The sequence below is a fragment of the Vibrio sp. A37 genome, assembly GCF_059777565.1.
Genome location: NZ_JBLNLI010000001.1, coordinates 307870 through 331213, shown reverse-complemented (window position 1 = coordinate 331213; position 23344 = coordinate 307870). Strand labels below are relative to the sequence as shown.

Annotated in this window: 21 protein-coding genes; 10 read left to right on the top strand and 11 right to left on the bottom strand. The window is 40.9% G+C overall.

Annotated features, from left to right (window positions below; translation table 11 throughout):
- Positions 1 to 34: 34 nt before the first annotated feature.
- From rfbD to ACM2FC_RS01365, 8 genes are read right to left on the bottom strand one after another with little or no spacing between them, the layout of a single operon-like run.
- A complete protein-coding gene (rfbD, locus tag ACM2FC_RS01400; protein WP_498479030.1) occupies positions 35 to 937 on the bottom strand; it encodes a dTDP-4-dehydrorhamnose reductase in 903 nt (300 codons plus the stop codon).
- 40 nt (positions 938 to 977) lie between these two features.
- Entirely contained in the window at positions 978 to 1943 is a 966-nt protein-coding gene (locus ACM2FC_RS01395) for a glycosyltransferase family 2 protein (protein ID WP_498479029.1), read from the bottom strand.
- Between the two features lie 9 nt (positions 1944 to 1952).
- Positions 1953 to 2786: a glycosyltransferase family 2 protein gene (locus tag ACM2FC_RS01390; protein ID WP_498479028.1), complete on the bottom strand. Its 834-nt coding sequence runs from the start codon at positions 2784 to 2786 to the stop codon at positions 1953 to 1955.
- A gap of 4 nt (positions 2787 to 2790) precedes the next feature.
- On the bottom strand, positions 2791 to 3336 hold the full coding sequence (rfbC, locus tag ACM2FC_RS01385; RefSeq protein ID WP_498479027.1) for a dTDP-4-dehydrorhamnose 3,5-epimerase: 546 nt from the start codon (positions 3334 to 3336) through the stop codon (positions 2791 to 2793).
- Between the two features lie 25 nt (positions 3337 to 3361).
- On the bottom strand, positions 3362 to 4255 hold the full coding sequence (gene rfbA / locus ACM2FC_RS01380) for a glucose-1-phosphate thymidylyltransferase RfbA (protein WP_498479026.1): 894 nt from the start codon (positions 4253 to 4255) through the stop codon (positions 3362 to 3364).
- 47 nt (positions 4256 to 4302) lie between these two features.
- Positions 4303 to 5835, bottom strand: a complete 1533-nt coding sequence (locus ACM2FC_RS01375) for a KpsE/RkpR family capsule polysaccharide export protein (protein ID WP_498479025.1) — start codon at positions 5833 to 5835, stop codon at positions 4303 to 4305.
- Positions 5836 to 5872: 37 nt separating this feature from the next.
- Entirely contained in the window at positions 5873 to 6658 is a 786-nt protein-coding gene (locus ACM2FC_RS01370) for an ABC transporter permease (protein ID WP_498479024.1), read from the bottom strand.
- Between the two features lie 24 nt (positions 6659 to 6682).
- Positions 6683 to 8431, bottom strand: coding sequence for a polysaccharide biosynthesis/export family protein (locus ACM2FC_RS01365; protein ID WP_498479023.1), 1749 nt, complete (start codon positions 8429 to 8431; stop codon positions 6683 to 6685).
- An 863-nt stretch (positions 8432 to 9294) separates the two neighbouring features.
- Here ACM2FC_RS01365 and ACM2FC_RS01360 point away from each other — a divergent pair.
- The 5 genes from ACM2FC_RS01360 (at position 9295) to ACM2FC_RS01340 (ending at position 14271) form a co-directional block, all read left to right on the top strand.
- Entirely contained in the window at positions 9295 to 9573 is a 279-nt protein-coding gene (locus ACM2FC_RS01360) for a hypothetical protein (RefSeq protein WP_498479022.1), read from the top strand.
- Between the two features lie 71 nt (positions 9574 to 9644).
- The gene (locus ACM2FC_RS01355) at positions 9645 to 10322 is read left to right on the top strand and encodes a YjbF family lipoprotein (RefSeq protein ID WP_498479021.1); all 678 of its coding nucleotides are present in this window, start codon (positions 9645 to 9647) and stop codon (positions 10320 to 10322) included.
- Between the two features lie 14 nt (positions 10323 to 10336).
- On the top strand, positions 10337 to 11110 hold the full coding sequence (locus ACM2FC_RS01350) for a capsule biosynthesis GfcC family protein (protein WP_498479020.1): 774 nt from the start codon (positions 10337 to 10339) through the stop codon (positions 11108 to 11110).
- The gene (locus ACM2FC_RS01345) at positions 11107 to 13311 is read left to right on the top strand and encodes a YjbH domain-containing protein (protein ID WP_498479019.1); all 2205 of its coding nucleotides are present in this window, start codon (positions 11107 to 11109) and stop codon (positions 13309 to 13311) included. The genes ACM2FC_RS01350 and ACM2FC_RS01345 overlap by 4 nt, the downstream gene beginning before the upstream one ends.
- Positions 13312 to 13626: 315 nt before the next feature.
- On the top strand, positions 13627 to 14271 hold the full coding sequence (locus ACM2FC_RS01340; protein WP_498479018.1) for a S1 family peptidase: 645 nt from the start codon (positions 13627 to 13629) through the stop codon (positions 14269 to 14271).
- A gap of 9 nt (positions 14272 to 14280) precedes the next feature.
- Here the strand turns inward: ACM2FC_RS01340 and ACM2FC_RS01335 are convergent, their stop codons facing one another.
- Complete coding sequence (locus ACM2FC_RS01335; protein WP_498479017.1) at positions 14281 to 15630, bottom strand: hypothetical protein; 1350 nt, start codon at positions 15628 to 15630, stop codon at positions 14281 to 14283.
- Between the two features lie 260 nt (positions 15631 to 15890).
- Between ACM2FC_RS01335 and ACM2FC_RS01330 the strand changes: the two genes are divergently transcribed.
- The 5 genes from ACM2FC_RS01330 (at position 15891) to ACM2FC_RS01310 (ending at position 21020) form a co-directional block, all read left to right on the top strand.
- The gene (locus ACM2FC_RS01330) at positions 15891 to 17024 is read left to right on the top strand and encodes an efflux RND transporter periplasmic adaptor subunit (RefSeq protein ID WP_498479016.1); all 1134 of its coding nucleotides are present in this window, start codon (positions 15891 to 15893) and stop codon (positions 17022 to 17024) included.
- 57 nt (positions 17025 to 17081) lie between these two features.
- Positions 17082 to 18299, top strand: a complete 1218-nt coding sequence (locus ACM2FC_RS01325; RefSeq protein ID WP_498479015.1) for an ABC transporter permease — start codon at positions 17082 to 17084, stop codon at positions 18297 to 18299.
- Positions 18300 to 18302: 3 nt separating this feature from the next.
- A complete protein-coding gene (locus tag ACM2FC_RS01320) occupies positions 18303 to 19589 on the top strand; it encodes an ABC transporter permease (protein ID WP_498479014.1) in 1287 nt (428 codons plus the stop codon).
- Positions 19590 to 19613: 24 nt separating this feature from the next.
- Positions 19614 to 20327, top strand: a complete 714-nt coding sequence (locus ACM2FC_RS01315) for an ABC transporter ATP-binding protein (RefSeq protein WP_498479013.1) — start codon at positions 19614 to 19616, stop codon at positions 20325 to 20327.
- 387 nt (positions 20328 to 20714) lie between these two features.
- Positions 20715 to 21020 (top strand): hypothetical protein, encoded by a 306-nt coding sequence (locus ACM2FC_RS01310; protein WP_498479012.1) that lies wholly within the window; start codon positions 20715 to 20717, stop codon positions 21018 to 21020.
- A 98-nt stretch (positions 21021 to 21118) separates the two neighbouring features.
- On the opposite strand, the gene ACM2FC_RS01305 is transcribed toward ACM2FC_RS01310, so the two are convergent.
- Both ACM2FC_RS01305 and ACM2FC_RS01300 read right to left on the bottom strand, forming a co-directional pair.
- Positions 21119 to 22582: an FMN-binding glutamate synthase family protein gene (locus ACM2FC_RS01305; RefSeq protein ID WP_498479011.1), complete on the bottom strand. Its 1464-nt coding sequence runs from the start codon at positions 22580 to 22582 to the stop codon at positions 21119 to 21121.
- A 208-nt stretch (positions 22583 to 22790) separates the two neighbouring features.
- Entirely contained in the window at positions 22791 to 23309 is a 519-nt protein-coding gene (locus ACM2FC_RS01300) for a gluconokinase (protein WP_498479010.1), read from the bottom strand.
- Between the last annotated feature and the right edge of the window lie 35 nt (positions 23310 to 23344).

Here is a 23344-nt window from a genome sequence, read left to right as displayed (position 1 = left end):
TTATTAGTATTGTTATTAAGCAGGTAATTCCTAGCTATCGAACTAAATCTTTAGACCCAACCATTTCATCTAGCATCGCGGACAGCTGCTCACGCCAATGTGCGGGTTCAAGCCCGTATTCTTGCTGAGCTTTCGCCGTGCTAAGCACACTGAACTTTGGCCTTTGTGCTGCAGTGGGATACTCGCTGGTTGCGATAGCGCGAACAGGAATGGTCTTGTTAATCAGCGACTTCTGGATGGCCAACTCTTGAATGGATTTAGTAAAGTCATACCAAGAAGCCACGCCTAAATCGCTCCAGTGGATAATGTCGGCTTGCTTGTTATTTGTCCTATCACCGAAGCAAGCCGTTAAGTGCCAAATAGTTTCAGCTAAACCTTTTGCCCATGTTGGAGAGCCGATTTGGTCACTGACCACGCCCAATTGTTCCTTGTTTTGTAATAGGCTCAACATGGATTTCACAAAGTTGGCTCCGTGACATGAATAGAGCCAAGAGGTGCGTACAATGATGGCGTCACCTGCTAAAATATTCGTTATTTTTTCTTCGCCAGCGAGTTTCGACTTGCCATAAACACTTAACGGCGAGGCGATATCTGTTTCGACATAAGGTGTTGAACTTTCACCACTAAAAACAAAATCTGTCGAGACATGAATCAGCTTTGCGCCAATTTCCTTACACGCTACCGCAAGGTGTTGGCACCCCCTGTCGTTGACAGCGTAAGCAAGCTCTTTTTCACTTTCGGCTTTGTCTACTGCTGTGTATGCCGCAGCATTGACAACAAAATCAGGTTTAATCGAGAAAATCACTTGATTGACACTGTCAGCATCAGAAATATCTAGCTCTTCTTGATGTAAATTGATGACCTCAAGATGCTTGGGCTTGGTCTTCATCAATTCCCAAGACAATTGTCCCTGTTTCCCTGTTATTAATACTTTCATTTTTATTCCTAGCTAATTCTTTACTGACAGATAAAACAATTTAATGCAGCTTTTGTTCAACGGGCATTTTCAGTGACGTTAATACCAACGCCAACTGCCCCTTGATACTGCTTCTAGTAATGACTTTATTTAAGATAAGTTGGAGTCTTTTCCTTCGGCTGTTGTACCTGAACTCCAGCAATGCACAGATACAAGGTTCCAAACTGGTATCGATATTTAAATGCGTTGTAATTGCAGCCGTCTGGTTGATGATTTTTTTAAAGCTTTGTTCAAATGATGAAAGGCTTTTATGAAGTTTTAAAACTTGTGATAACGTAGTTTTCTTGCTTGCTCCAATCGTATTGGCGCCATGCTGGCGGTATTGTACTAGCGGCTGTTGAATAAGCTCTATCTTGCCTGTTTTTCTTGCTACTAACGCTATCCACCAATCATGCATGTAGGCTTGACTTGAAATAGGCAAAGACTTTTTCAGCAGTGCTCGATTAAACAACATCGTGCACCCAGAAACGACATTTTGTTGCAACAAATCGCTAAACGTATCAGCCCAATTAATCGGTATCTCTTTTAGACAAAAATAGCTATCACTCAAAGTATTCAAACTTTGATCGACAATTTTTTTATCGCTAAAAACGAGACAAGGAGTGTTTGTCGCCCCTGCTTCCAAATTCAGCAGGCTTTGATAGCTGCTGTCTATTTTGGTCTTTTCCCATATATCGTCCTGATCGCATAGCATAATATATTGCGAAACCGTGAGCTCTAGTCCTTTCTGGAAGTTAGCAATAACACCAACGTTCTTTTCATTAGTGTATAAGGCGATTTTCTTGTCGTGCACTGCGATATCTTTAACTATTTCAATAGTCGAATCTGAAGACTTATCATCGACGATAATCACCCGGTTAATTAATTTATCGTATAGATGATTACTTTGAATGGACTGTATCTGCTCTCGAAGATACTTTTCGCCATTATAAGTTGCGAGAACAATGTCAATGCCTAAGTCATTCATATAATTAACCTACTTCGCCATAAGCTTATAAGAGGCATACTCTTCTTTTGTTTGATATAAGCTCTCTAGGCGAGATTTGTATGGCCGATCTTTTTTCCTGAAAAAGCAATATTTGAATACACTGGAGACATGCCACCAGAAATAAGCACTTAAAAAGCGCTTACTATCCCTTCTTCGATAGTGAATGGCTTTTACATCGCTTAAATAAGCAAAATGCTTATTCTTCCTTTTTAGTCGGCGACATAAATCGATGTCTTCACAATACAAGAAATACCGCTCATCCAAACCAAGGTTCTCAATGTATAGCCCAACATTTAACGCCATTAGCGCGCAGCTAGCCCAGTAGTCGTTGTCCGTAGAAAGCGGCAAACGCCTATCGACCATGGTGGCACGCTTATTTAGGAAATAGGTTTTGAAGAAATCGCTCAACTTTGGATAAGTTCGAATGTTGTCATCCTGCATGTAGCCTTTTTTATCCAACAGCAAATTGGGCACATAAAATTCGGCATCACCTTGGGCGATATGTTCTACCAGCCTATCTACGTGTTGTTCATCAATCGAAATGTCTGGATTAAACAATAAAAAATAATCTTTCTCCGACATCTCTGTATTGCGAGCTAAGTACATAAAGTTAGCGTTATTGTTTGCCGCAAACCCCATTTTCTGATCATTGGCGATGTAATGTATCCCGTTACTTTCACAGTACTTTTTTAAAGGCACAGCCGGAATGTTATCCCGACATACCACTTCAACATTCGGATGACGAGCAAGCACCTCTAATGAACCTAGGTTTATTAGCAGGTGATGGTGTCGGTGAGAAACCACTGATACGTATATTTTCATCACGTTAAAACATGGGAGCGTGATTAAACGCGATGCCATTTAAATCTTTTACAGAGAGGCTAAGATTCGTTTCATCACTGATTGGCCAATCTATATCTAAAGTCGGATCATCCCATTTAATGGATATCTCACTGTTAGGGTGATAGTAATCAGTGCACTTATAAACAAACTCAGCTTGCTCAGAAAGCACATAAAATCCATGCGCAAAACCCTCTGGCACCCACAGCTGCTTTTTATTCTCGCCAGATAAAGTCACCCCAACCCACTGGCCAAATGTTTGCGAATCTTTTCTTAAATCAACCGCTACATCAAAAACCTCACCCGACACCACACGGACTAACTTACCTTGTGTGCTTTCTGTCTGATAATGCAAACCGCGCAAAATACCTTTATTAGATTTGCTGTGATTCTCTTGAACAAAATTTCTCGCTCCAACCGCTTGTTCAAAAGTTGATGTGCGAAACGTTTCCATAAAAAAGCCGCGATCGTCACCAAATACTTGAGGCTCAAAAACTTTAACGTCGGGGATATGGGTATCTACAATTTTCATTATTCATCCATTTATAAAGAAAAGGCTAATAAACTTCGTGCTCAAGTATGTCGTACAAGTATTTTCCATAGCCTGATTTTTCCAGTGGACCGGCTATGTTTTTTAGTCCTTGCTCATCGATGTATCCCATGCGATAGGCCACTTCTGCTGGGCAGTTCACTTTCAAAGCCTGACGTTTTTCAATCGCGCGAATATAAAGAGCGGCATCCAATAAATCGTCGAGCGTACCGGTATCCAGCCAAGCCGTTCCTCGCCCCATGATTTCGACTTTCAGTTCGCCTTGAGCTAAGTACTGGTTGATAACATCAGTGATCTCTAGCTCACCGCGTGCAGATGGCACGACATTTTTTGCAAATTCCACCACTTTGGAATCAAAGAAGTACAAGCCAGGAATCGCGTAATTGGATTTAGGTAACTTAGGTTTTTCTTCAATAGAAATAGCATTGCCAAGATAATCAAACTCAACGACACCATAAGATTCGGGGTTGCGCACATGGTAGCCAAATATGGTTGCCCCATTGACTCGCTCATTGGCAGCACGCAGTGAGTTTGCTAAATCGTGTCCATAGAAGAGGTTATCTCCAAGCACTAACGCAGCAGACGATCCCGCTAAAAACTCTTCAGCCAGTGTGAAGGCTTGAGCTAACCCCTCTGGTGCTGGCTGTACTACATATTCAAAGTTAACTCCCCAACGACTTCCATCACCTAGTAGTTCCTTGAACCTAGGCAATTCAGATGGTGTTGAAATAATGAGAATTTCTCTAATCCCAGCCATCATCAAGTTTGAAATCGGGTAGTAAATCATTGGCTTGTCGTAAACAGGCATCAACTGCTTACTGACTACTTTAGTCAGTGGATATAAGCGAGTACCCGAGCCGCCAGCTAAGATAATTCCTTTTCTTCTTTGATAAATACTCATGTTTATCAAGCCTTATTGTTATTGACGTTGTATGTTTTTAGTCGTTCTTATTTCAGCTCTTTTATTGTCACAAACACTATTTTGCCCAATGAATAGACAATCGCGATGATCAATATAAAGAGAGCGATGTTATAAATAACTTCGGGATATTTGTTATCGTCTGGTTTGGTGGCTGACTCGACGACAACTAAATATTTGAGCTGCCTATAGGCTTCAATTCTGGATTTTTCTAATGAGACTTGCGATGCCGTATAAGCTTGAAGCGCCAGCTCCATTTTCACTTTGAGATCAGTGAAATTCGCGAGGATTTCACTGACAGGAATCGCTTTTCCATTCTCATCAGATAGCTTTTTGCGTTCTTTTATTAGCTGAGCTTTTAGAGCATCTAATTCGGTTGAGGCTCTCACGACAGATGGAGCCATGCCGCTCATGATACTTTTCAACCCTTTTAATTCTGCTTCCTTAGCTGAGATTTGCCCTTCCAACGAGTAGGCAATTTGCTGTACCGCTGTGCCTTCTGCTGTCGGGTCAAGTAAGTTATATTTCTGCTGAAACTGGAGTAAGCTTTTTTGCGCTGCTTCCAATTTGTTTTGCACAACGAGGTGCTCTTTTTTAATGAACTTTAACTGAGCTTCAGCCAACTGGTGACCGATGGAGTTAATAAACCATTCCGCTCTTTTGACAATAGTTTCAGTAAGTCGATGAGCGAAATTAGCGTCAAAGCCTTGGGCTCGGATGTGGATGACACTCGACTTGCCATCAATGTAAACTTCAATATGCTTTTGATAGTAATCTAGAAAATCTTCTTCACTCGCATCTTTAGAGAGGCGACTGAAAATATCAATATCGTTACTGGTGTAGTGCTTGCGCAAGTCTAAGGTGTTATTCAGATAAACCAGCATATCGTTCGAGTTGATGTATGCTCGGACAATTTGTGGATCAGCGGAGCTACTGGTATTCACACCTAAGCCACTTAATATGGCCATTGATGTATCCATAGTGGCCATACCGTCAGGCTGCTTCACTAATACTTGCGCTTGGCTTTCATACCTCGCACTGGCAAAGAAACATTGGTATATGGCAAAGCTCAACGAAGGAATCACCACTAAAGCAACAAAAGGGTAACGAATCAAGAAGCGTGTATACTGAGAGCTCAGCAGTTTTTCCACCCATGGCGCAGTAAAATTGGCGACTTTTACATTTTCTTTACTGGAGGTGCTTACCTGCTCTGGAGCTTGCTTTAACTCGACCGATTGCGCTTTTTTTAAGTTGGTTACACGAGCTAAAACGCGTTTCGATAATTTAGGATCGGCCGCTTCAAGCTGCTGTGACTTTGCGGTTAGGAACTCTATGCTATCGAACTGCTGCTTCGATAAGTCACTTTTTAGCTGTAGAAAACGCTTTTCTGTTTTTTTGGACTCTTTTATCGCCGCCACTCGTTTTAAAATTCGCTCACTCAACGCACGATCGGACTCTTGAATTTCTGTGGCCTTTTCTTGCAGAAATTCAATATCATCCATCTGTTTAGTGGTCACTGAATCTTTAAACGCTTGAAACCTTTGCTCTAATTTTAACGTCATACTACAACTCTTACTGTATCTAACATCGATTAGAAACTCATCGACTTATCGCTTGTCGCCAACCGATGTGGTAAGTTGCGGCAGCAAAAAAAACAAAAAACAACACGCATAAATTCAAATATTCGTTACTGACTCCTGCGTCACCATACTGTTGATACGCCGCATAGCGTGTAAGCTCAACGGCATGAAGTACTGGATTCCAAGTTAAGTAATGCCAATATTCTCTAGATATATCCTGCAAGCTAAAAAATATCCCCGAAATAAAAAACATTGGTCTCATTAACAAGGAGCGTACTTTATCTGTTTCAGGCACATAACAGTTTGATAAAGCAAGAAGAGTTCCTAGGCTCGTCGCCAGCAACCAAAGCCTGACAATATTGAAAATAACCTCAATGGGATCATCAATATGAATCGTAATGTTCAAAAAGAAGCATAAAACCGCTATCAAAACCAAAACAAAAATCTTCACCAATAATTCAAAGCCAGCCACTGCAATAATGGAGCTAATTGGCTGCACTTGGCGAAATGCATAAAGTGGCTTGTTTTTACTGATCGACCTAGATACCGCCTCAGTGACAGAAAGAAATAGCTGCACCAACAACATGCCATACACCATAAAAAAGAATGTGGGTACGCCGTGTGTTTCTCCGCCATCCATTTTCCCCCTGATATAAGACAAAAGGAAAATGAAGCTTAGAGGAGATATTACCGACCACATCACCCCCAACTTATCGTTGGATTTACTTTTAATTTCCCGCAGGAAAATGGCAAATACGACATCTTTCCATATCGTGAACACCGAACGCCTAAGTACGTTAGCCATGCTGTTTCTCCATCAGCCAACCACTTAATTTGTTGCCACATTCGCTGCAACAGCAATTTGATAGATGATTTGAGTGATATCCTTAACTGCCTGCATAATTTTCACGTCAACTTTCGGCAAGACAAGAATCTCATCGCCTGCTTGAATATGCTTATAGTCATTGAATTCGACTAAACCGTTCGCTTTAACGATTGCGATGTGTTTGTCATCGGCCCTTTCACTAAATCCACCAGCCCACGCTATATAGTCGTCTACTGTTGCGTTTGGATTGAATACTACTGCTTGTGGCATCAGCACTTCTCCACCAACTTGCACCAAATCGGTCAAGCGCGGTATGACAATCGTGTCTCCCTCTTCGAGCAATATATTCGCAACTTTACCTTTATCAGAGACGATAACTTTGCCTAATGGCTTTACTTTTCTCGCTCGTTCAGTGAAAGCCAAGACAAGTTCAGCTTCTTTTGCTCTGATCGTTGCTTCACCATCCGTTGAGACTGGCGCTGTAAACATGCTTCGCTCCAAACGATTTAGTGAAGCGTCGATCATTTCTTTTTGCTGCTTCGCGACACTTTTTCGCAATATGTAAATGGCGCTATAATTCGCGAGCTTGGGATCAATCGGAATGTAATTGAGTACATCATGTAATTTGGTTGTGTTTTTAACAGCAAAATATGAAGGCCCTAGATAACTGCCAGACACTTGAACGTCGATGACTTGAGGATGAAGATCGTCATTAAATATAACTTTGTCGCCATCATTGAGCTTAAATGATAGAAACTCATTGAAGGTCATGTACAGGGAAATCGGCCCTTCTTTACGAGTGCCTTTTACCGCGACATGGCTCACCTTGGTAAGGGGTCTAGCGAGTTTGACTAGTTCTTGGCCAGACATACTTTGGCCGACTAACTCAAACCTAAATGGATTTCGAACATCTCCAGCAACGCTAATTGCAGCTGCTTGCGGACGGACTAGAATTGTATCCCCATCTTTAAAAGCAAATCGAGGAATTGAGCCGGTTTGAATGAAGTTGTACAGGTCTATCGACTCAATTGTTTTTCCTTTTCGTATCACATCTATTTTGCGGTAACTGCCTCTAACAGGATCGATACCACCAGCTCGTTTCAGAAAATACAATACGCTATCTGAGGTCATTCCCGCGTATTGTCCCGGACGAATTACTGGCCCAGATAAGTAAATGCTAATCGGTGTAGCTGTCAGCAAATTCACATAGACGTGGATATTTTTCGTGTAAACGTTTCTGATTTTCGCAGTAACCACTCGATTAACTTGGCTTGCTGGAACATTTAAAACCGAAATTGGACCAATTTCTGGGATGAAAATGTTCCCTTGGTTATCAACGGTGACCACACTCGAAAAATTGGCTGCACCCCATATCCAGATATTAATCTTATCGCCAGATGCAATGAGGTAATCTTCATTCAGTCCACTGACGCGCTCTGATTCGTAGCCACCAGCAAACAAATTGGCACCATACGGTGGAGGAAGATCTTCACCTGAGGAAGGCAAAAGTGTTTTTACGTTTGATTCTCCCGGCAACAACAAGTTATTACGATTTAGTTTTGTATATGTGTTGCTTTCGAGCAGTTGATTGGGGGTGGCGTTATTTTCTGTATTAGGGCTGTCACTATGCTTGCTATACACATTTGGTGTATTAACCGCTAAATAATCGGAACCACTAATATCCAAAGAGTAGGCACTTTTGGAAATAAAACAGAGAATACAGAGTAATCTAATTACAACTTTCGAATCCATGCGAACACTTATTACTAATCCATCAACCGATTAGCCAAAAGCCAAGGCTTTTGGCTTACCTCAGGAGAATTAACTTTTTTGCTCGGAACCTGACATGTAACAGCTTCTGTTTTACGAGTAACAGAATCACTTATTATCGGCGTAAGAAATCGGCACAATAACCCTTGAGCAGATGTATATGTAGACCCAGCATGATACTTAATACCATTAGCATATATTATTGAAGGTCTTCCACTATCGAGTATCTTCCAGTATTTCTCATCAACCTTGGATTTAAAGCTACTATATGATTGATTACTAATTAATGGAATAGATGCATTTACTTGACGAGGGCTGTATGAGCATCCCGTTGTTAAAAAAGGAAAAGATAATAAAACAAGATAAAGAAGGCGTCTTTTCCTTAAACCTTTTAAGCTGTAATCCATTTACTATAAAACTTAATTTCCAGTAACCAGAAAATAAAAAATCAAGTTACCGAGCAATATACTTTAATTTGGGTGAACTATATAAATCTAAATTTAATCTGTCAACTACAAATATTAATAAAATAAAGCATTATATTTAATCCTTATTGACATTAAACATAATTTTAACAAACACGTTCTTAACGCAAGTTAATTGTTCGATTTAGTACCAACGAATGATTAATTATTATACTACTTAGCCAGTAATTATTGACAATTTAATCAAAAAATTTCATGGGATATTTTGATTAATCAGTTTTAGACAATAACAAAATACGCATAACAGAAATTACGTATTTACAACGGTAAATTTTACATATACGCTTAGTGTATTCTTGTCCTGAAATTAATCAGCTCAAAAGAAATATGGAATACCATTCGGTTTAATGGAGTAAATGTATGAACAAATTAATTGCAGCGCTTTTAGTATCTATAGGTCTTTGCTCTTCTGCATTCGCTGATACATCCACAACAGCTACCCCACCACCTTCTACTACCGCTCAATCTGCAACAACTGCATCTGGTTCTGCCGCCGGCAGCAATACTGCTGCGACTGCAGCAGTAGGCACAATATCACCCACCGCTGTCACAGTAACAGGTGTTGCTGTCGCCGGAGCCGTTGTTGCCGCCAGTAATACAGGTTCGGGTTCAAGTACAACCGTTACTGCCGCACAATAATCTCACTACCAAAATAAAAGCAGCTAATATTGTTTAGCTGCTTCTTTAGTATTATTCATAGTTGTAGCCATATGAATCTTTTATCCCGTAGCTGTTGTTTCGGCTTTCTTCTGATAAGCCTTGGGTGTACACAAAATACACAAGATCTATCAGACTCTATTTCTTTGGCTTTTAATGGCCCTACCAACCCTGAAATTACACCACAGCAAGTAAAGGAAATACCTTATGCAAGCTTGATTGTTAGTAAAGAAGGAGGCCCAGAAGCGCTTCTTATTTTGGCTTGGGCAGAAAAAAGTAATGGTGAAACAAGCTCACTTAAGTGGATATCTGCTGATAAAGAACTTATCGTTACTCAATCTGGCCGAATAACCAAAACGATAAATTTACCTGGATATAACCTTCAAGCAATCGATTCAAATGAAGTCGATCCCTTAGAGCTAGGTCTAAATAAAAATACTACTCCGAAGACATGGACTTATCAGATAAGTTGGAGTCCGGACTACCATATCAATTATCCCGCTTCCTCTCGCTTTGAAATAGTCGGAATAGAACCACAAAAGATTTTTGACCAAGTCAGAGACCTGCTACATGTGGTTGAATATGTCTCTATACCTTTAGCCAAGCAGGCTATGGTGAATAATTACTGGTTGGACCCTAATTCTGGAGAAGTGATTAAAAGCATACAAACACCAGCTCCTAGTATGCCTGCTCTTTCTCTAACTCTCGCCAAACCATTTTCTAAAAAATAAACAAAGTTGCTGTTATGAGATTGAATCACTGGTTTTTCCTGCCATTTTTTTTCTTTGTTGCTTTTTCTTCTACCGCAATCGGCAGAACAATTACAACGGTAGACGTCATCATCAATGACAGCGAAGCTTTTACACTCAAATTCGAGAATAAACCAAGGCTAGACGAAGTCGTTTTAGCAGCGTTAGTGAACGCTCAATATAGTACACAAGACTTTGACTGGCTGTTATCGGGCTTATATAAAGAAAAACCGTCACCTTCACAGAAAGAAACCTTAATAAAAGAAATAGAGACACAAATATCGTTATCAAGTAACCAGCACAGCAAACCATGGTCAACGCTGGAAAAGCAAATAAAGGGCATCGTAGCTTATGAGCGATTTTCCGGCTCTATTGATCCCGACTTTACCCGTCTAGATACTGCGAATAACCCTCGGCTTGAAGGCGCTTTTTTGTTAGTTCTTAACAAAAAACTTTCTACTGTTAGCGTATTAGGAAATGTGTCTAATTCAAAAAAGCTTACGTGGAAGGCAGGTCATCCCCTAGAGTATTACTTAAACCAAGTGAACCCATTAGATAAAACACTGGGGCATGTCTGGGTGATTCAACCTGATGGAAAAGTGTATCATCCTGCGATTGGATATTGGAATAAAGAACCTTTTAATGTTGCGCCTGGCGCTATTCTATACATCCCTTTCAACGTTCATGACGTCAACCTGAAACATAATCAAGCTGACCAAGATCTCAACAGAATCATCGTGCAATTCTTAAGCAATAGTATTTTCAAATGAATAACAAATTGAACCTAATAACAAAAACCTCACGATTGCTGTTTTGCCTTGTCACTCTTTCTCTTGCAACAGCGGTACTGGCTGACGATACCAATCACTCGATGAAAGAATATTCTCAATCAGACTTTGGTGGCGTTGGTTTAATGCAAATGCCTACCGCGAGAATGCAACCAGATGGAGAATTCACTATCAACGCAACAACGAATAGTGAGTACACTCATTACACAGCTTCTCTACAATTGTTCACTTGGCTTGAAACGACTGTTCGCTACACCCAGGTACATGACGTTTTATATAGCAACGACTCAGGCTTTAGTGGCGACAGCGACTATACCGATAAGTCTTTAGACATAAAAATAAGCGTGGTTGATGAAAGTTATTGGTTTCCCAAGATTTCGATAGGAGCAAGAGACATTGGTGGCACTGGACTCTTTGACGGAGAGTACATCGTAGCAAATAAGTATTATGACAATTTTGATTTTGCCCTAGGAGTTGGTTGGGGTTACATAGGAAATAGCGCCAACCTTTCGGGCTCCAAGTCCAATTCTACTGATTGTGGTCGCAATACTAGCTATTCAGGGAATGGTGGCAGCGTCGATCTCAATAGAATGTTTACCGGTTGCAGTGCTATTTTTGGAGGGGTTGAGTATCAAACACCAATCAAACCACTAAAACTAAAAATTGAATACGATGGCAATGACTATCAGAGTGATTTCCCAGTCACAAATGGGGATGCATCTATGCCCTCTTCAACACCTTGGAATATTGGTTTGGTCTATTCACTGACGGATTGGGCAAACTTCCGCGTAAGTTATGAAAGAGGCAACACCATTACCGCTGGGATTTCACTTCAAACCAATCTTGCCACTCTGACGAACAACTGGATTGATACTCCGGCACCAGATTACGCCCCGAAAACCTCTAAAAAAGAACTCACAACAGCTGAGTGGGCCAAACTAAATAAAGACATTCAACAAATAGCGGGATACAACAATACTTCTCTTTACCAATCAGATAGCAGCGTAACCCTTAAAGGTAACCCGACTAAGTATCGTGATATCGATGAAGCTCACCAAAGAGCTGCCTACCTGATTGCCAATACGGGTGTAGAAACAAATACAATAGACGTGATTGACACTTCTGAAAATATGCCAATGACGGAAACCACCATCAACAGTGCAATGTTGAACCGAGTCGCAGAGAACGATTATCTTAACGCAAAATTCCAAGATGCGAGTGCAACCAAAAACCCTTCACCAGCTCAAGGAGTGCTTAAAGCAGAATCTGATGATAGATGGAATTTTGGTGTTGCGCCTGTTTTACAACAATCATTTGGCGGGTCTGAGGATTTCTATCTCTACGCTATTGGTGTAAATGCTAACTCTAGCTACAACGTAGGGAATAATTGGAAAATATCGAGTACGATTTACGGGAACTTATTCGACAACTACGACAAATTTAATTATACCGTTCCACCGGATGGTACAGATTTAAAACGCGTTCGAACACTAGCAAGACAATATTATGATGAAGCGCTAAGGGTCGATAACTTACAACTCACGTATTTTGACTATTATGGGCATTCACTATATAGCCAAGTCTATGGTGGCTATTTGGAAACCATGTTTGCAGGTGCTGGGACAGAATGGTTATATCGCCCACTCAATACTAACTGGGCAATAGGAACAGATTTAAACTATGTGGTTCAACGTGATCCCGGGACAATACTGGGGCTTTTCTCACAAGAAAGACATTATGATAGCCAAACCGGACAATATTATAATGTCCAAACTGGCGCTACCACAGGCCACGCCACGATTTATTGGAAGCCAAAATTCTGGAGAGCGATTGATAATACTTTAATCAAGCTCAGCGCGGGTCGCTATCTTTCTGGAGACGTTGGGGCCACGTTAGACTTTTCTAAACAGTTTGATAGTGGAGTGATCGCCGGAGCGTTTGTCACCAAAACAAATTTATCCGCAGACGAATATGGAGAAGGCAGTTTCACCAAAGGGTTCTACATTTCTATCCCTCTTGATCTCATAACCGTACGACCAAGCCGAGAACGCGCCAATATTTCTTGGTTACCATTGCAGCGAGACGGTGGACAAATGTTAAATCGTAAATACGATCTTTTCTCGATAACCGACATGAGATCGCCTTGGTACTCCCGACCAAATAAAAACGGACACCTAGACTAGCAAATTTTCAGCAACAAATTAAAGCCAACGCGAGATACAAAAAAGCAGTCTTGATAGTCGCAAATTATCTCAAACTCACTTTGGCACTAAGGGCACAGTACATACTGTTGCCCTCTCACCCTTTCAAGTAATTCAGCTATATAGCTCACAGCCAATGCAATCTCCCATGTGAGTCTAGCCACACATCCTTCTCTATGAGTAAAAGAACACAAAATACACACTAATATTTAACAATAAAATAACAATGAATTTTCCAAGCAGTAGGGAACAGTCGCGAAGTTCCATTTGGTTTGTTCCAACCATAGAGAGTTAACTATGCGTAAATACTACTGGTATTGTGTATTGTTCCCTTGTTTGTTGCTATTAGGTGGCTGCGCTTCAAGCAATGGTACAACCTTTGAAGCCGACCAACACCCAGATATTGACTACGAGTTTATTGGCATCCCTATATTGTTTTTCGGCAATGGAACAAGCGTCCCACTGTCAAATAACTTAAGTATCACCGCGGCACATGTTGCAAGACTCGGATACGATGAAGTCATCTCCTATCATCCCAATTGTGATATCGCAATTATAAAAACAGATAACTCCTCCACAGATATTCCCTTCGTCGGACAAGTGTATACAGGTGAGAAAGTCACCACCTTTGGGATGGATCTTTTTGGTGATGTGCTAACAAGCCAAGGGGTCTACCATTTGGACCTAAACTTTATCAATGACGACGACTATACGATATGCCCTGCCAGCATTATGGATGCTCCAATTAAAGCGGGTATGAGTGGAGGTGGCGTTTACAACAGCCAGAATGAACTTGTCGGTATCATTACGGCGATCGCCAGTAAAAGTGACACACATTTGATAAACGGCGACCCTTTAGAATTGGATCGCCTTAGCATCTTTATATCTATGCTGTATTTAGAACCGTGGATAAAAACAACCTTAGACAGCTATTATCAGTAAACAAATCAGCTAGAGAATAGACTGTACCTTTTTGCCATAGTCTTTTTTGCCAAAGTAGCCTGTAGACACTTGAGGACGGACGGTTTTTAGCCTCTCTTGCCAATTGAAACAGAACACCCCAATCACTGGGATATGATCACTTTCAAACTGATTAAACTCTTTAAACGAAACCGTGTCGTGATTTTTGCGATATTTAAAATTTAACCCCTGCGTAATGATGTCGCATCTAGTTCGACTTGGTACTAAGAAATTACCATGGCTGATAAAACCGACCCGATCCAATACTCCATAGTTTGCTTTTGTGTTACCACTTTTCTTTTCTAACTTTGGATTCAGTACTTTGGACAGCTTGGGGAAATAGGTGGAGTTAAAGTTTCTTGGAGGCACAAATTGCAGATTACTGTATTGTGGCAACACTTGTTGGAAGCTTTGTTGCAATCGTTGGCGTATTTGAACCGAACTCTTTTGCGAATTGTATTTGTTCTGGAAAAGGTAATAGGGATTGTTGTTATTTGACTCATCAATAGTCGTATTCTGTAGATCGTTGTGGAAATTAAGTTTATTTAAGGTTTTAGTATCATGCTTTCCTTTGATTTGGTTGTAGTTATTATTGAGGCTATTCATTGTTTTTGAAAACGTCGAAACATCTTCAAATTCGTCCATGACAGAATATTTTCGGCTCTTGGCTAGATCAATTTGAATTTGATTTCCGCCTTGGAATTTACCTATATTCATACGCTCGTTAAAGTCTCCAACCATGATCAATGCAGAGAGTGGAACGTTGTAAGACGATACTTTTTCAATGAGTCTATCGTATTCATGCTTTCTAGAATTTTGCTCAGCTGAATCAAAATGAATGTTGCAGATGGCAATGTATCCCGTTTTCTTTTTATACTGGTTTTGTCCATGAGGTACAGCTAAAACCAGCTTTAGAATGGCGTAGTTTCCTCCCTTATTCCATGAAGGCGTGCCCGGAAAGCATTTTTCTGAGTGATGCACACTCCCTTTATGGATAACCTCAATAGTCGATCTCGAAATTATCGTGTCGACCGCATATTTTGACTTTACATATACTCTAAGCTGCACACTCCCTTGACCATGCTCATTTGGGTTAAACATGTCACCCCACTTAGTTGCGGTACGCATAATTTCACGACCGATATCCGTATAACCGTTTAAGCTTTTCCCCATGGCATTGTGGAAGCTATTTCCCTCCTGCGTCCCAACGGCAATAACCTCTGCTTTTGTGCTCAACAATGCTTGCGCTAATAAACGAATATTACTCATACCTGATTTCGTTTTTGAGTAAGCTTGGTTTGCAAGGTTATAGGTTAATACTGCAACTTTTAAATTCGACATATTACCAATCCTAGTTCGACGAGTTTATTTTATGTTGAAAACCAACCTAACGTACTCAAACACAACACAATGCCAAATGTAAACAATCCATTATGTAAGTTGTGAGATTAATTAATGCAACTGAATTGCAAAGCTGCTGTCTATATTTAATCAGCCGATTGATAGCTAAAAGTTGTGACTCCGTTCACCAAAATGTGTTTAAAGTATATACTTCTGCCCCAACCCGAATTAACGCAATTAGAGTTTAGGAAAGCAATTTCATGAATAAACGCAAAGCCTATGTTGCCTTCATTGCACTCAGTGTATTTGCAGGTATGTATGCGTATTTCATTCTGCATAAGCAGCCTCACCAATCACTGCGGACCGTTACTGTAGAGAAAGGAACGATCAGCACTCAGGCGACCGCCGTTGGAAAAATTGTGCCTGCTCACTCCATATCGATAAAATCTCAGATTGACGGTATTGTTGGTCAAATTTATGCGAAGGTTGGCGAAAAGGTCAAAAAAGGTCAGCCATTAATAAAAATTCTGCCTAACCCAACACCACAAGCTCTGACCGCAGCAACATCTGAGTTGGTCCAAGCAGAAGCGGCGCTTATACCCGCACAGAAATCGGTCAACGATTTTAAGCGCCTAATTAGGCAAGAAGTTATTCCTAAGAATTACGAAAAATATATTCAAGCGCTATCCGACCTGAAAGCAAAAAAGGCTGAAGTCGCACAGAAAAAACAGAACCTAGAGCTTATTCAAAGCGGTGAAGCTAGTATTGGCAGTAAAAAGTTAACCTCGACTATCTATGCACCAATAAACGGCACGATTCTCGATTTGGAAGTAGAAGTCGGTGAACCTATTATTTCTACAGAATCAAGCCAGTTAGCGACAGTAATGATGTCTATTGCAGATATGAATCACCTCATATTTAAAGGCAGTGTCAGTGAACATGATGCAGCGCAATTGAAATCTGGCATGCCAACAACCATAACCATCGCTCCCTACCCCCAAGCCAACGTCACCGGGAACATCGCTAAAGTCGCGATTCAGTCTGAAAAATTAAATGCGCCAGATAGCGAATTGACCGCTGCATTCGACAACGGGTTTGAGGTTGAAGCGAATAACTTGAAGTTTCCGAAAAATATTCAGCTTCGTTCAGGCTTTTCTGCTAGCGCCAACATTACTCTACAACAGGCCAATAACGTGTTAATTATTCCTGAGCGAGCACTACAATTCGACGGCAATATTCCTCAAGTTTTGGTCCCAGATAGTTCAAAACGAGGCTATCATGCGCAAAAAGTTGAGTTAGGTATTAGCAACGGTATCAAGGTACAAGTGATTAAAGGCGTGAAACTTGGAGAGAAACTCGTCGATGCAAGTATGGTCGGGGACAATGAGAGTTGATTGTCTAAGTCTTTTATCAACCTCAAGGAACAAGTTTAAACTTGTGTCTCTGCTGTCATGAAAGAGCTTTTTCAGCAAACTATTACGACGTTGTGGGCATATCGCCTAAAAAGTACCTTAGCGATTGTTGCTATCGCGTGGGGAGTCATTGCATTTGTCGTCCTTCTTGCCCTTGGCAACGGATTTTACAACAAACAAAGCGCCTCATTTGCGATAATGCTTAATCAGTCTCAGTTTGTTGTACCAGGAAGCACGAGTGTTGCATGGCAAGGTCTACCACCTAAACGAGCGATTCACTATACCAACGAAAGAATTCAACAGCTCGAGCATTCAGCTTTAGTAAAAGCCGTATCCCCTATTTACCATTTTGATAAAGCATCTGTTACCAATAAAAAAGGTCAACTATTATCCTCATTTGTAGCCGGTGTTGATCAGAACTACCTATCATTCAATTCTCTTCAATTGATTCAAGGATCACGCAATATTTCAACGCTCGATATCCATAACCACTCCCATGTCGCTATCTTAGGTTGGCGGTTGGCCAAATCAAGCGGAATAAAGATTGGGCAACAAGCTTATATCAACGAAATCCCATTTACTGTGGTCGGAATTATCGACGGAGGCAATACACAAGTAAGCTTTGGTGGCGCACAGCAAGCCGTGGATATACCAACCAGTACATTTAAAGACATCTGGGAAAAAGAACCGAGCTTTCTCATTGTAAAGCCCGCTAACAACGTAAGCCCAGATCAGCTTAGAAAAGAAATTTCTCAGTACTTTGCAAACACGTTGCATTACTCTCCAAATGACCGCAATGCGATCTACTTACCCGACCTTAGTGGTGGAGCCGAGCTATTAAAATCGGTATTAAAGAGTATTCAGATTTTCTTAGCCGCGAGCGGTGCCATGACTCTCGCTGTCGGTTCGTTGGGCGTCGCCAACATCATGTTCTTATCTGTCACTGAACGTACTCGAGAAATTGGCGTTCGTTTAGCCGTTGGAGCAACGAGATATTCAATACGAAGACAATTTTTAGCTGAAGGCATAGTTTTAGTCATCGTCGGCGCATTATTCGGGCTATTTTTGGCTTGGGTAACTGTCTCTATTTTACAAAATATTACGTTGCCCAACTGGTTAGGCACACCTGTCATCACGTATACCTCAATCCTAATTAGCTTAGGCATTTCTTTTGCGCTTGCGCTTTTAGCATCTTGGGTGCCAGCCAAAAAGGCTTCTTTGTTGAAGCCTGTGATAGCACTACAATCTAGAGCCTGACCTATGACCATTTCATTGAGACACATATACCAAGAGATGTCAGCTGAGAAGCTACGGTTAGCTTTGACGATATTTGCCGTCGCTTGGGCAACGCTATGTATTTCTGCGATGTTGTCGGTAGGTGAAGGTATTCGAGTGAGCTTGCTAAATATCAGCGAAAGCGGAAATGGTAACCTTATCTACATCACTTCAGGGAGAGCCAGCATTAACACTGGGTCAGTCACCCTTGGCCAAAAATTAAAACTGACAACCTCAGACGCCAAATCTCTGCAGGCTCTGCCACAAGTTAAGCTCGCATTGCCCACTGCGCGATGGAACGACCCTGTTAACTATAATAACCAGAAGTCATGGCATGCACCTATCGCTGTCACAGTAGACTACAAGCAAGCAACACATTTACACGTTCTTGCCAAGGGCAGATGGCTAGACCCACTCGATGCCAAAAATCAGCGTCGTGTTATTGTACTTGGATATGACGTGGCCGCCCGATTGTTTAATCCCCCTTCAAATAGCCACAGCTGGTTTAAGCCAATAGAGCTGCAATCGAATCCCGTTGGAAAAAAGGTTAAGCTTGGCAACGTGGACTTTACCGTTGTCGGTGTTTTGGACAAGAATAACTCTAGAGTAGAAAGTGGGGATCCTATTAACTATGCCAGCTTCATACCACTTTCAACTTGGCAGATCTACAATAAAAACAAAGCAATTACTGCGATAAACCTACTGCCAACCCCACATATTAATCGATCTCAACTCGTTAAAACTGCAACTGATATATTGGCTTTAAATCACGGCACCAGCCCAGAAGACACACAGGCTTTTCAGAGCCAAGATATGCTAAAGACACAAAAAAAGATGCAGCACTTTCTACTTGGCTTACAAAGTTTTCTTGGCATTATCGGATTTATTACTTTGGCCGTCGCAGGGGTGGGTATTGCAAATGTTATGTACGCTATGGTTAAGCGCTCAACCAAAGACATCGGCGTACGTTTAGCAATTGGTGCCACACCTCAATCTATTCGCATGCACTACGTCATTCAATCACTTTTCACCATGGCAATTGGTGGCAGCTTCGGATTAGGGATCACTTATTTGGCCATCCAATGTCTCAATGAAATTAACCTCACGGGAAACCAGATATATGAGTCCTTAGGAAAACCTATGCCCATATTATCCTTATCCGTCTTGGCAATCGTTATTTTATCCCTTATCACTGTTGGCGTAGCTGCTGCTTGGCTACCGGCACATCGAGCTTCAAAGATCACGCCACAACAAGCACTTCAAAGTGAATAATCAGAGAAAACAAATTACCTAATTATGAAGAAAAATAACACGTTAGTAAGTTTAAATAATATCTGCAAATATTATTCGAACGGCGATCTTGAAGTGAAAGCACTACACAATATTAATGTATCGATTCATTCTGGCGAATATATGTCTATTCTCGGACCGTCTGGCTCCGGAAAGTCGACGCTAATGAACATATTAGGATGTCTAGATAATCCAACTCACGGCCAGTACATGTTGCAAGGCGAGGATGTTTCTCAACTATCAGCCAATCAACTGGCGGGTATCAGAAATAAAAAGATTGGTTTTGTCTTCCAAAGTTTCAACTTGCTTGAATACGCGACAGCTTTAGAAAATGTCGCACTTCCACTTTTATATAGTGGCATTAAAAGTAAGGTACGAAAACAAAGGGCAAGCAAGCTTCTAGAGCTTGTAGGATTAAGTGATAGATTGAGTCATAAACCTAATCAGTTATCGGGAGGACAAAAGCAACGCGTTGCCATCGCAAGAGCACTTGTCAACGACCCACAAATTATCCTTGCTGATGAACCAACGGGCGCTTTAGATTCTGTATCTGGCTCTGAAATTGAGCAGGTATTTAATCAATTACACCAAGAAGGGCGAACCATTATATTAGTGACTCATGATACGGAGTTAGCAAGCAGAACTGATCGAATAATTACCATTAAAGATGGTCAGTTAATTTCCGATTTTAGGAAAGAAAATCACAAAAATTTGACCTGAAATTTTCTTTTTCAAAGTGCTTAAAATTTCAAAAAGAAAAAACAGCAATAAACACAAAACATTAGCGTATTTCTCCCGATAAAACATGGCGAAACTTGTAACAAAAGTATGACTTACATTTTGATCTAATAACCTTATTTTTATAACTTTTTTGTTTAATTTGTCATACAAATAACTTGCTAATTTATGATTAGCATTATTACACTTTCAGCTAGCTTATTGATCTTATTAAAAAGTGAATGAATATCTATTTTATTTTGCAAAAGTATGCTCTTCATGATCAACTAATTGCGTAAGATCAAACATCCTCTTTTTTTAGCGGATCTTCAGATGGTCTTGGTCTACACTATCTTAGCGGTATTTATATTATCGACAAAAGGAGAAGTTATGATCGCTAAGCACAGAGACTACTTGTTGCAGGATACTAAGAATTTCCACGCACATATCCAAGTAAACCCAATTGGTGTACTGGACGTCGATATTGTGGAAAAGCGTGAACATCATAGCTCAAGCTTTGATTCACTCGCGTTTAAGAAAGTAGGGACTAAAACGATAGTTTCTGGATGTGATGAAAAAGGTAAAAAAAGAAGTCAGTGGCAACTAACATTAACCAAAAGAGATGCCGAAGAGCTTAATCTGTTGATTGAGGACGCAAACGAAGAATACGAAATTTTAATGCGTGATCTTCTGTAGTGAAACGGCAACGGAACGAAAGATAGATAGAACACTGAATTACAAAAGGCACTACTCACCGAGTAGTGCCTTTTATTATGCTAAACCAAATTTACGCTTTAACTCACAGCCTTGTAAACATTGATAAGCTCTGGAGAAAATTGATCGAATGCGGTCACACCAGCGGTCTCCGCAATATCAATAAAATCCGCGATGGTATTATCGTGATAATTTCTCACTCGGTGCGCCTTAAAGCTCGGCACAATGCCTTTCGCCAATTCTGGGTTTTGAGTAGCCACTCCCGTTGGACAGTGGTCTGTATGGCACTTTAACGATTGAATACAGCCAAGCGATAACATAAAGCCACGAGCAGAGTTACAAAGATCTGCACCATAGCAAAACGCTTTAAACATACTAAACCCTGACACGATTTTGCCCGCGTATATTATCTTAATCTTCTCTCGAATTCCTTTTTGAATAAGGGACTGATGAACGTATTTCAGAGCATCATCTCCACGCATCCCGATGTGATTCGAGTAGTCTAATGGAGCGGCGCCAGTTCCTCCTTCAGCTGCATCTATGGTAATAAAATCTGGATAGATGTTTTGGGAAAGAAACCTGTCTAATAACGATTCAAACTCTTTAGGCTGACCGATACAAAGTTTAATACCTACTGGCTTCCCACCACTAAGGTCTCGGAGCTTACCAATAAATTCGACAAGCTTTTCCTCCGTTGGGAAAGAAGGATTAAATGGAGGAGAAAGCACGTCCGTATGTGGCTCTACCATGCGTATTTTCGCTATCTCTGGTGTATTTTTAGCGGCAGGTAAAACCCCTCCGTGACCTGGCTTAGCGCCTTGAGAAAGTTTGATTTCCACCATTTTTACTGAATCGAGATTGCTTTTCTTACGGAATGCTTCTTCATCCAAGTGCCCATCTGGATAACGAAAGCCAAAGTTTGCCGTCCCCACCTGCAATACAACGTCGCCACCTTCCATATGAAATGGTGTTAACCCCCCTTCTCCGGTGTTGTGTGAAAATCCACCAAGAGCAGCACCTTTGTTTAGAGACTGTATGGCGGTTTTACTCAATGCGCCAAAGCTCATTGCAGAAATGTTTAAGATAGAAGCAGAATATGGATGTGTGCAATCAGGACCACCAACAATCACTCTAGGGGGATCCTGAAATTCACCTTTGCTAAACATGCTATGACCGACCCACTCTACCCCATCTTTATAAAAGTCGCGCTCTGTACCAAGTGGATGATAGCCCGGTGTATTTTCCGCTCTGGCATAAACATTTTTAATCGCGTTCTTACTGAATGGACGACCTTCTGTATTGTTTTCGACAAAATAATCGTGAAGGATGGGAGCGATATCGAGCAAAATATATCTTAAGTGACCAAAAATTGGGTACTCACGTAGCACTGCATTTTTTTGTTGAAGCAGGTCATACCAACCAAGCGCACTAAAGGCGAGTATCAAAATCAGCACTAAGGTGTCGCCTTGCAGCAATATTTGGTTTGCTATGGCCATAATACTGAGCACGGTAGACATAAAGATAAATATTTTTCTATACGACATGTGTGAGCCTTATTGAAGTTGACTTATAGTTTTAATCTCTCGCTAACTTAATTTCACGGTTTCCAGTTCGCGAGTTTTATAGAGTATAAATCAATCAGTATATTGCTCGTCGAGGTTTATTTGATGACTTTCTTACTTTTATACAACAATCACAATCAATCAATATAACCCTTGATGGTAAGTACTCACACTAAACACTGTTCCTATTTCATGAATAAGTCGCGCTGAGCTCAACGCACGCATTGACGACCTGCTCAAAGGGGCGGTCAATATCAATATAGTGGGTCAAAGGTTCATTTTTTGATGGCATTTCCAGCGTATCGTACTGGCTATCTAATAGTGATACTGGCATAAAGTGCCCTGCACGATTCTGCATTCTTTGGATGACGACTTCTTTCTCAGCGTGCAGATGCAAAAATACAACTTTGTTGTTTCCATCTCTGATCGTGTCCCTGTAAATTCTCTTAAGAGCAGAGCACACGATTACACCCGTTTCATTTTTCTTTTCAATACTAAACGCAGCGTCACGAATTCGCTCAAGCCAAGGCCCCCTATCTTCATCGGTCAGGGGCTGCCCGTCAGACATTTTCAATACATTGGCTTTTGGGTGCAAATCATCGCCATCAATAAACTTTGCTCCAATTTTGTTAGCAAACTCGCTCCCTACTGTGGATTTTCCTGTGCTCGCCACACCCATAATAATGAACACTAAACCGCTTCGACTCATCTTGCCCTCAAGTCATATAAAAATAATTTTCGTTA

Coding starts and splice junctions, on each gene's coding strand:
- ACM2FC_RS01360 (WP_498479022.1), top strand. CDS start 9,295: ATGAACAAATTAATTGCAGCGCTTTTAGTATCTATAGGTCTTTGCTCT.
- ACM2FC_RS01370 (WP_498479024.1), bottom strand. CDS start 6,658: ATGGCTAACGTACTTAGGCGTTCGGTGTTCACGATATGGAAAGATGTC.
- ACM2FC_RS01320 (WP_498479014.1), top strand. CDS start 18,303: ATGACCATTTCATTGAGACACATATACCAAGAGATGTCAGCTGAGAAG.
- ACM2FC_RS01310 (WP_498479012.1), top strand. CDS start 20,715: ATGATCGCTAAGCACAGAGACTACTTGTTGCAGGATACTAAGAATTTC.
- ACM2FC_RS01390 (WP_498479028.1), bottom strand. CDS start 2,786: ATGAAAATATACGTATCAGTGGTTTCTCACCGACACCATCACCTGCTA.
- ACM2FC_RS01345 (WP_498479019.1), top strand. CDS start 11,107: ATGAATAACAAATTGAACCTAATAACAAAAACCTCACGATTGCTGTTT.
- ACM2FC_RS01375 (WP_498479025.1), bottom strand. CDS start 5,835: ATGACGTTAAAATTAGAGCAAAGGTTTCAAGCGTTTAAAGATTCAGTG.
- ACM2FC_RS01340 (WP_498479018.1), top strand. CDS start 13,627: ATGCGTAAATACTACTGGTATTGTGTATTGTTCCCTTGTTTGTTGCTA.
- rfbD (WP_498479030.1), bottom strand. CDS start 937: ATGAAAGTATTAATAACAGGGAAACAGGGACAATTGTCTTGGGAATTG.
- ACM2FC_RS01355 (WP_498479021.1), top strand. CDS start 9,645: ATGAATCTTTTATCCCGTAGCTGTTGTTTCGGCTTTCTTCTGATAAGC.
- ACM2FC_RS01365 (WP_498479023.1), bottom strand. CDS start 8,431: ATGGATTCGAAAGTTGTAATTAGATTACTCTGTATTCTCTGTTTTATT.
- ACM2FC_RS01300 (WP_498479010.1), bottom strand. CDS start 23,309: ATGAGTCGAAGCGGTTTAGTGTTCATTATTATGGGTGTGGCGAGCACA.
- ACM2FC_RS01305 (WP_498479011.1), bottom strand. CDS start 22,582: ATGTCGTATAGAAAAATATTTATCTTTATGTCTACCGTGCTCAGTATT.
- ACM2FC_RS01350 (WP_498479020.1), top strand. CDS start 10,337: ATGAGATTGAATCACTGGTTTTTCCTGCCATTTTTTTTCTTTGTTGCT.
- rfbA (WP_498479026.1), bottom strand. CDS start 4,255: ATGAGTATTTATCAAAGAAGAAAAGGAATTATCTTAGCTGGCGGCTCG.
- rfbC (WP_498479027.1), bottom strand. CDS start 3,336: ATGAAAATTGTAGATACCCATATCCCCGACGTTAAAGTTTTTGAGCCT.
- ACM2FC_RS01315 (WP_498479013.1), top strand. CDS start 19,614: ATGAAGAAAAATAACACGTTAGTAAGTTTAAATAATATCTGCAAATAT.
- ACM2FC_RS01330 (WP_498479016.1), top strand. CDS start 15,891: ATGAATAAACGCAAAGCCTATGTTGCCTTCATTGCACTCAGTGTATTT.
- ACM2FC_RS01325 (WP_498479015.1), top strand. CDS start 17,082: ATGAAAGAGCTTTTTCAGCAAACTATTACGACGTTGTGGGCATATCGC.
- ACM2FC_RS01395 (WP_498479029.1), bottom strand. CDS start 1,943: ATGAATGACTTAGGCATTGACATTGTTCTCGCAACTTATAATGGCGAA.
- ACM2FC_RS01335 (WP_498479017.1), bottom strand. CDS start 15,630: ATGTCGAATTTAAAAGTTGCAGTATTAACCTATAACCTTGCAAACCAA.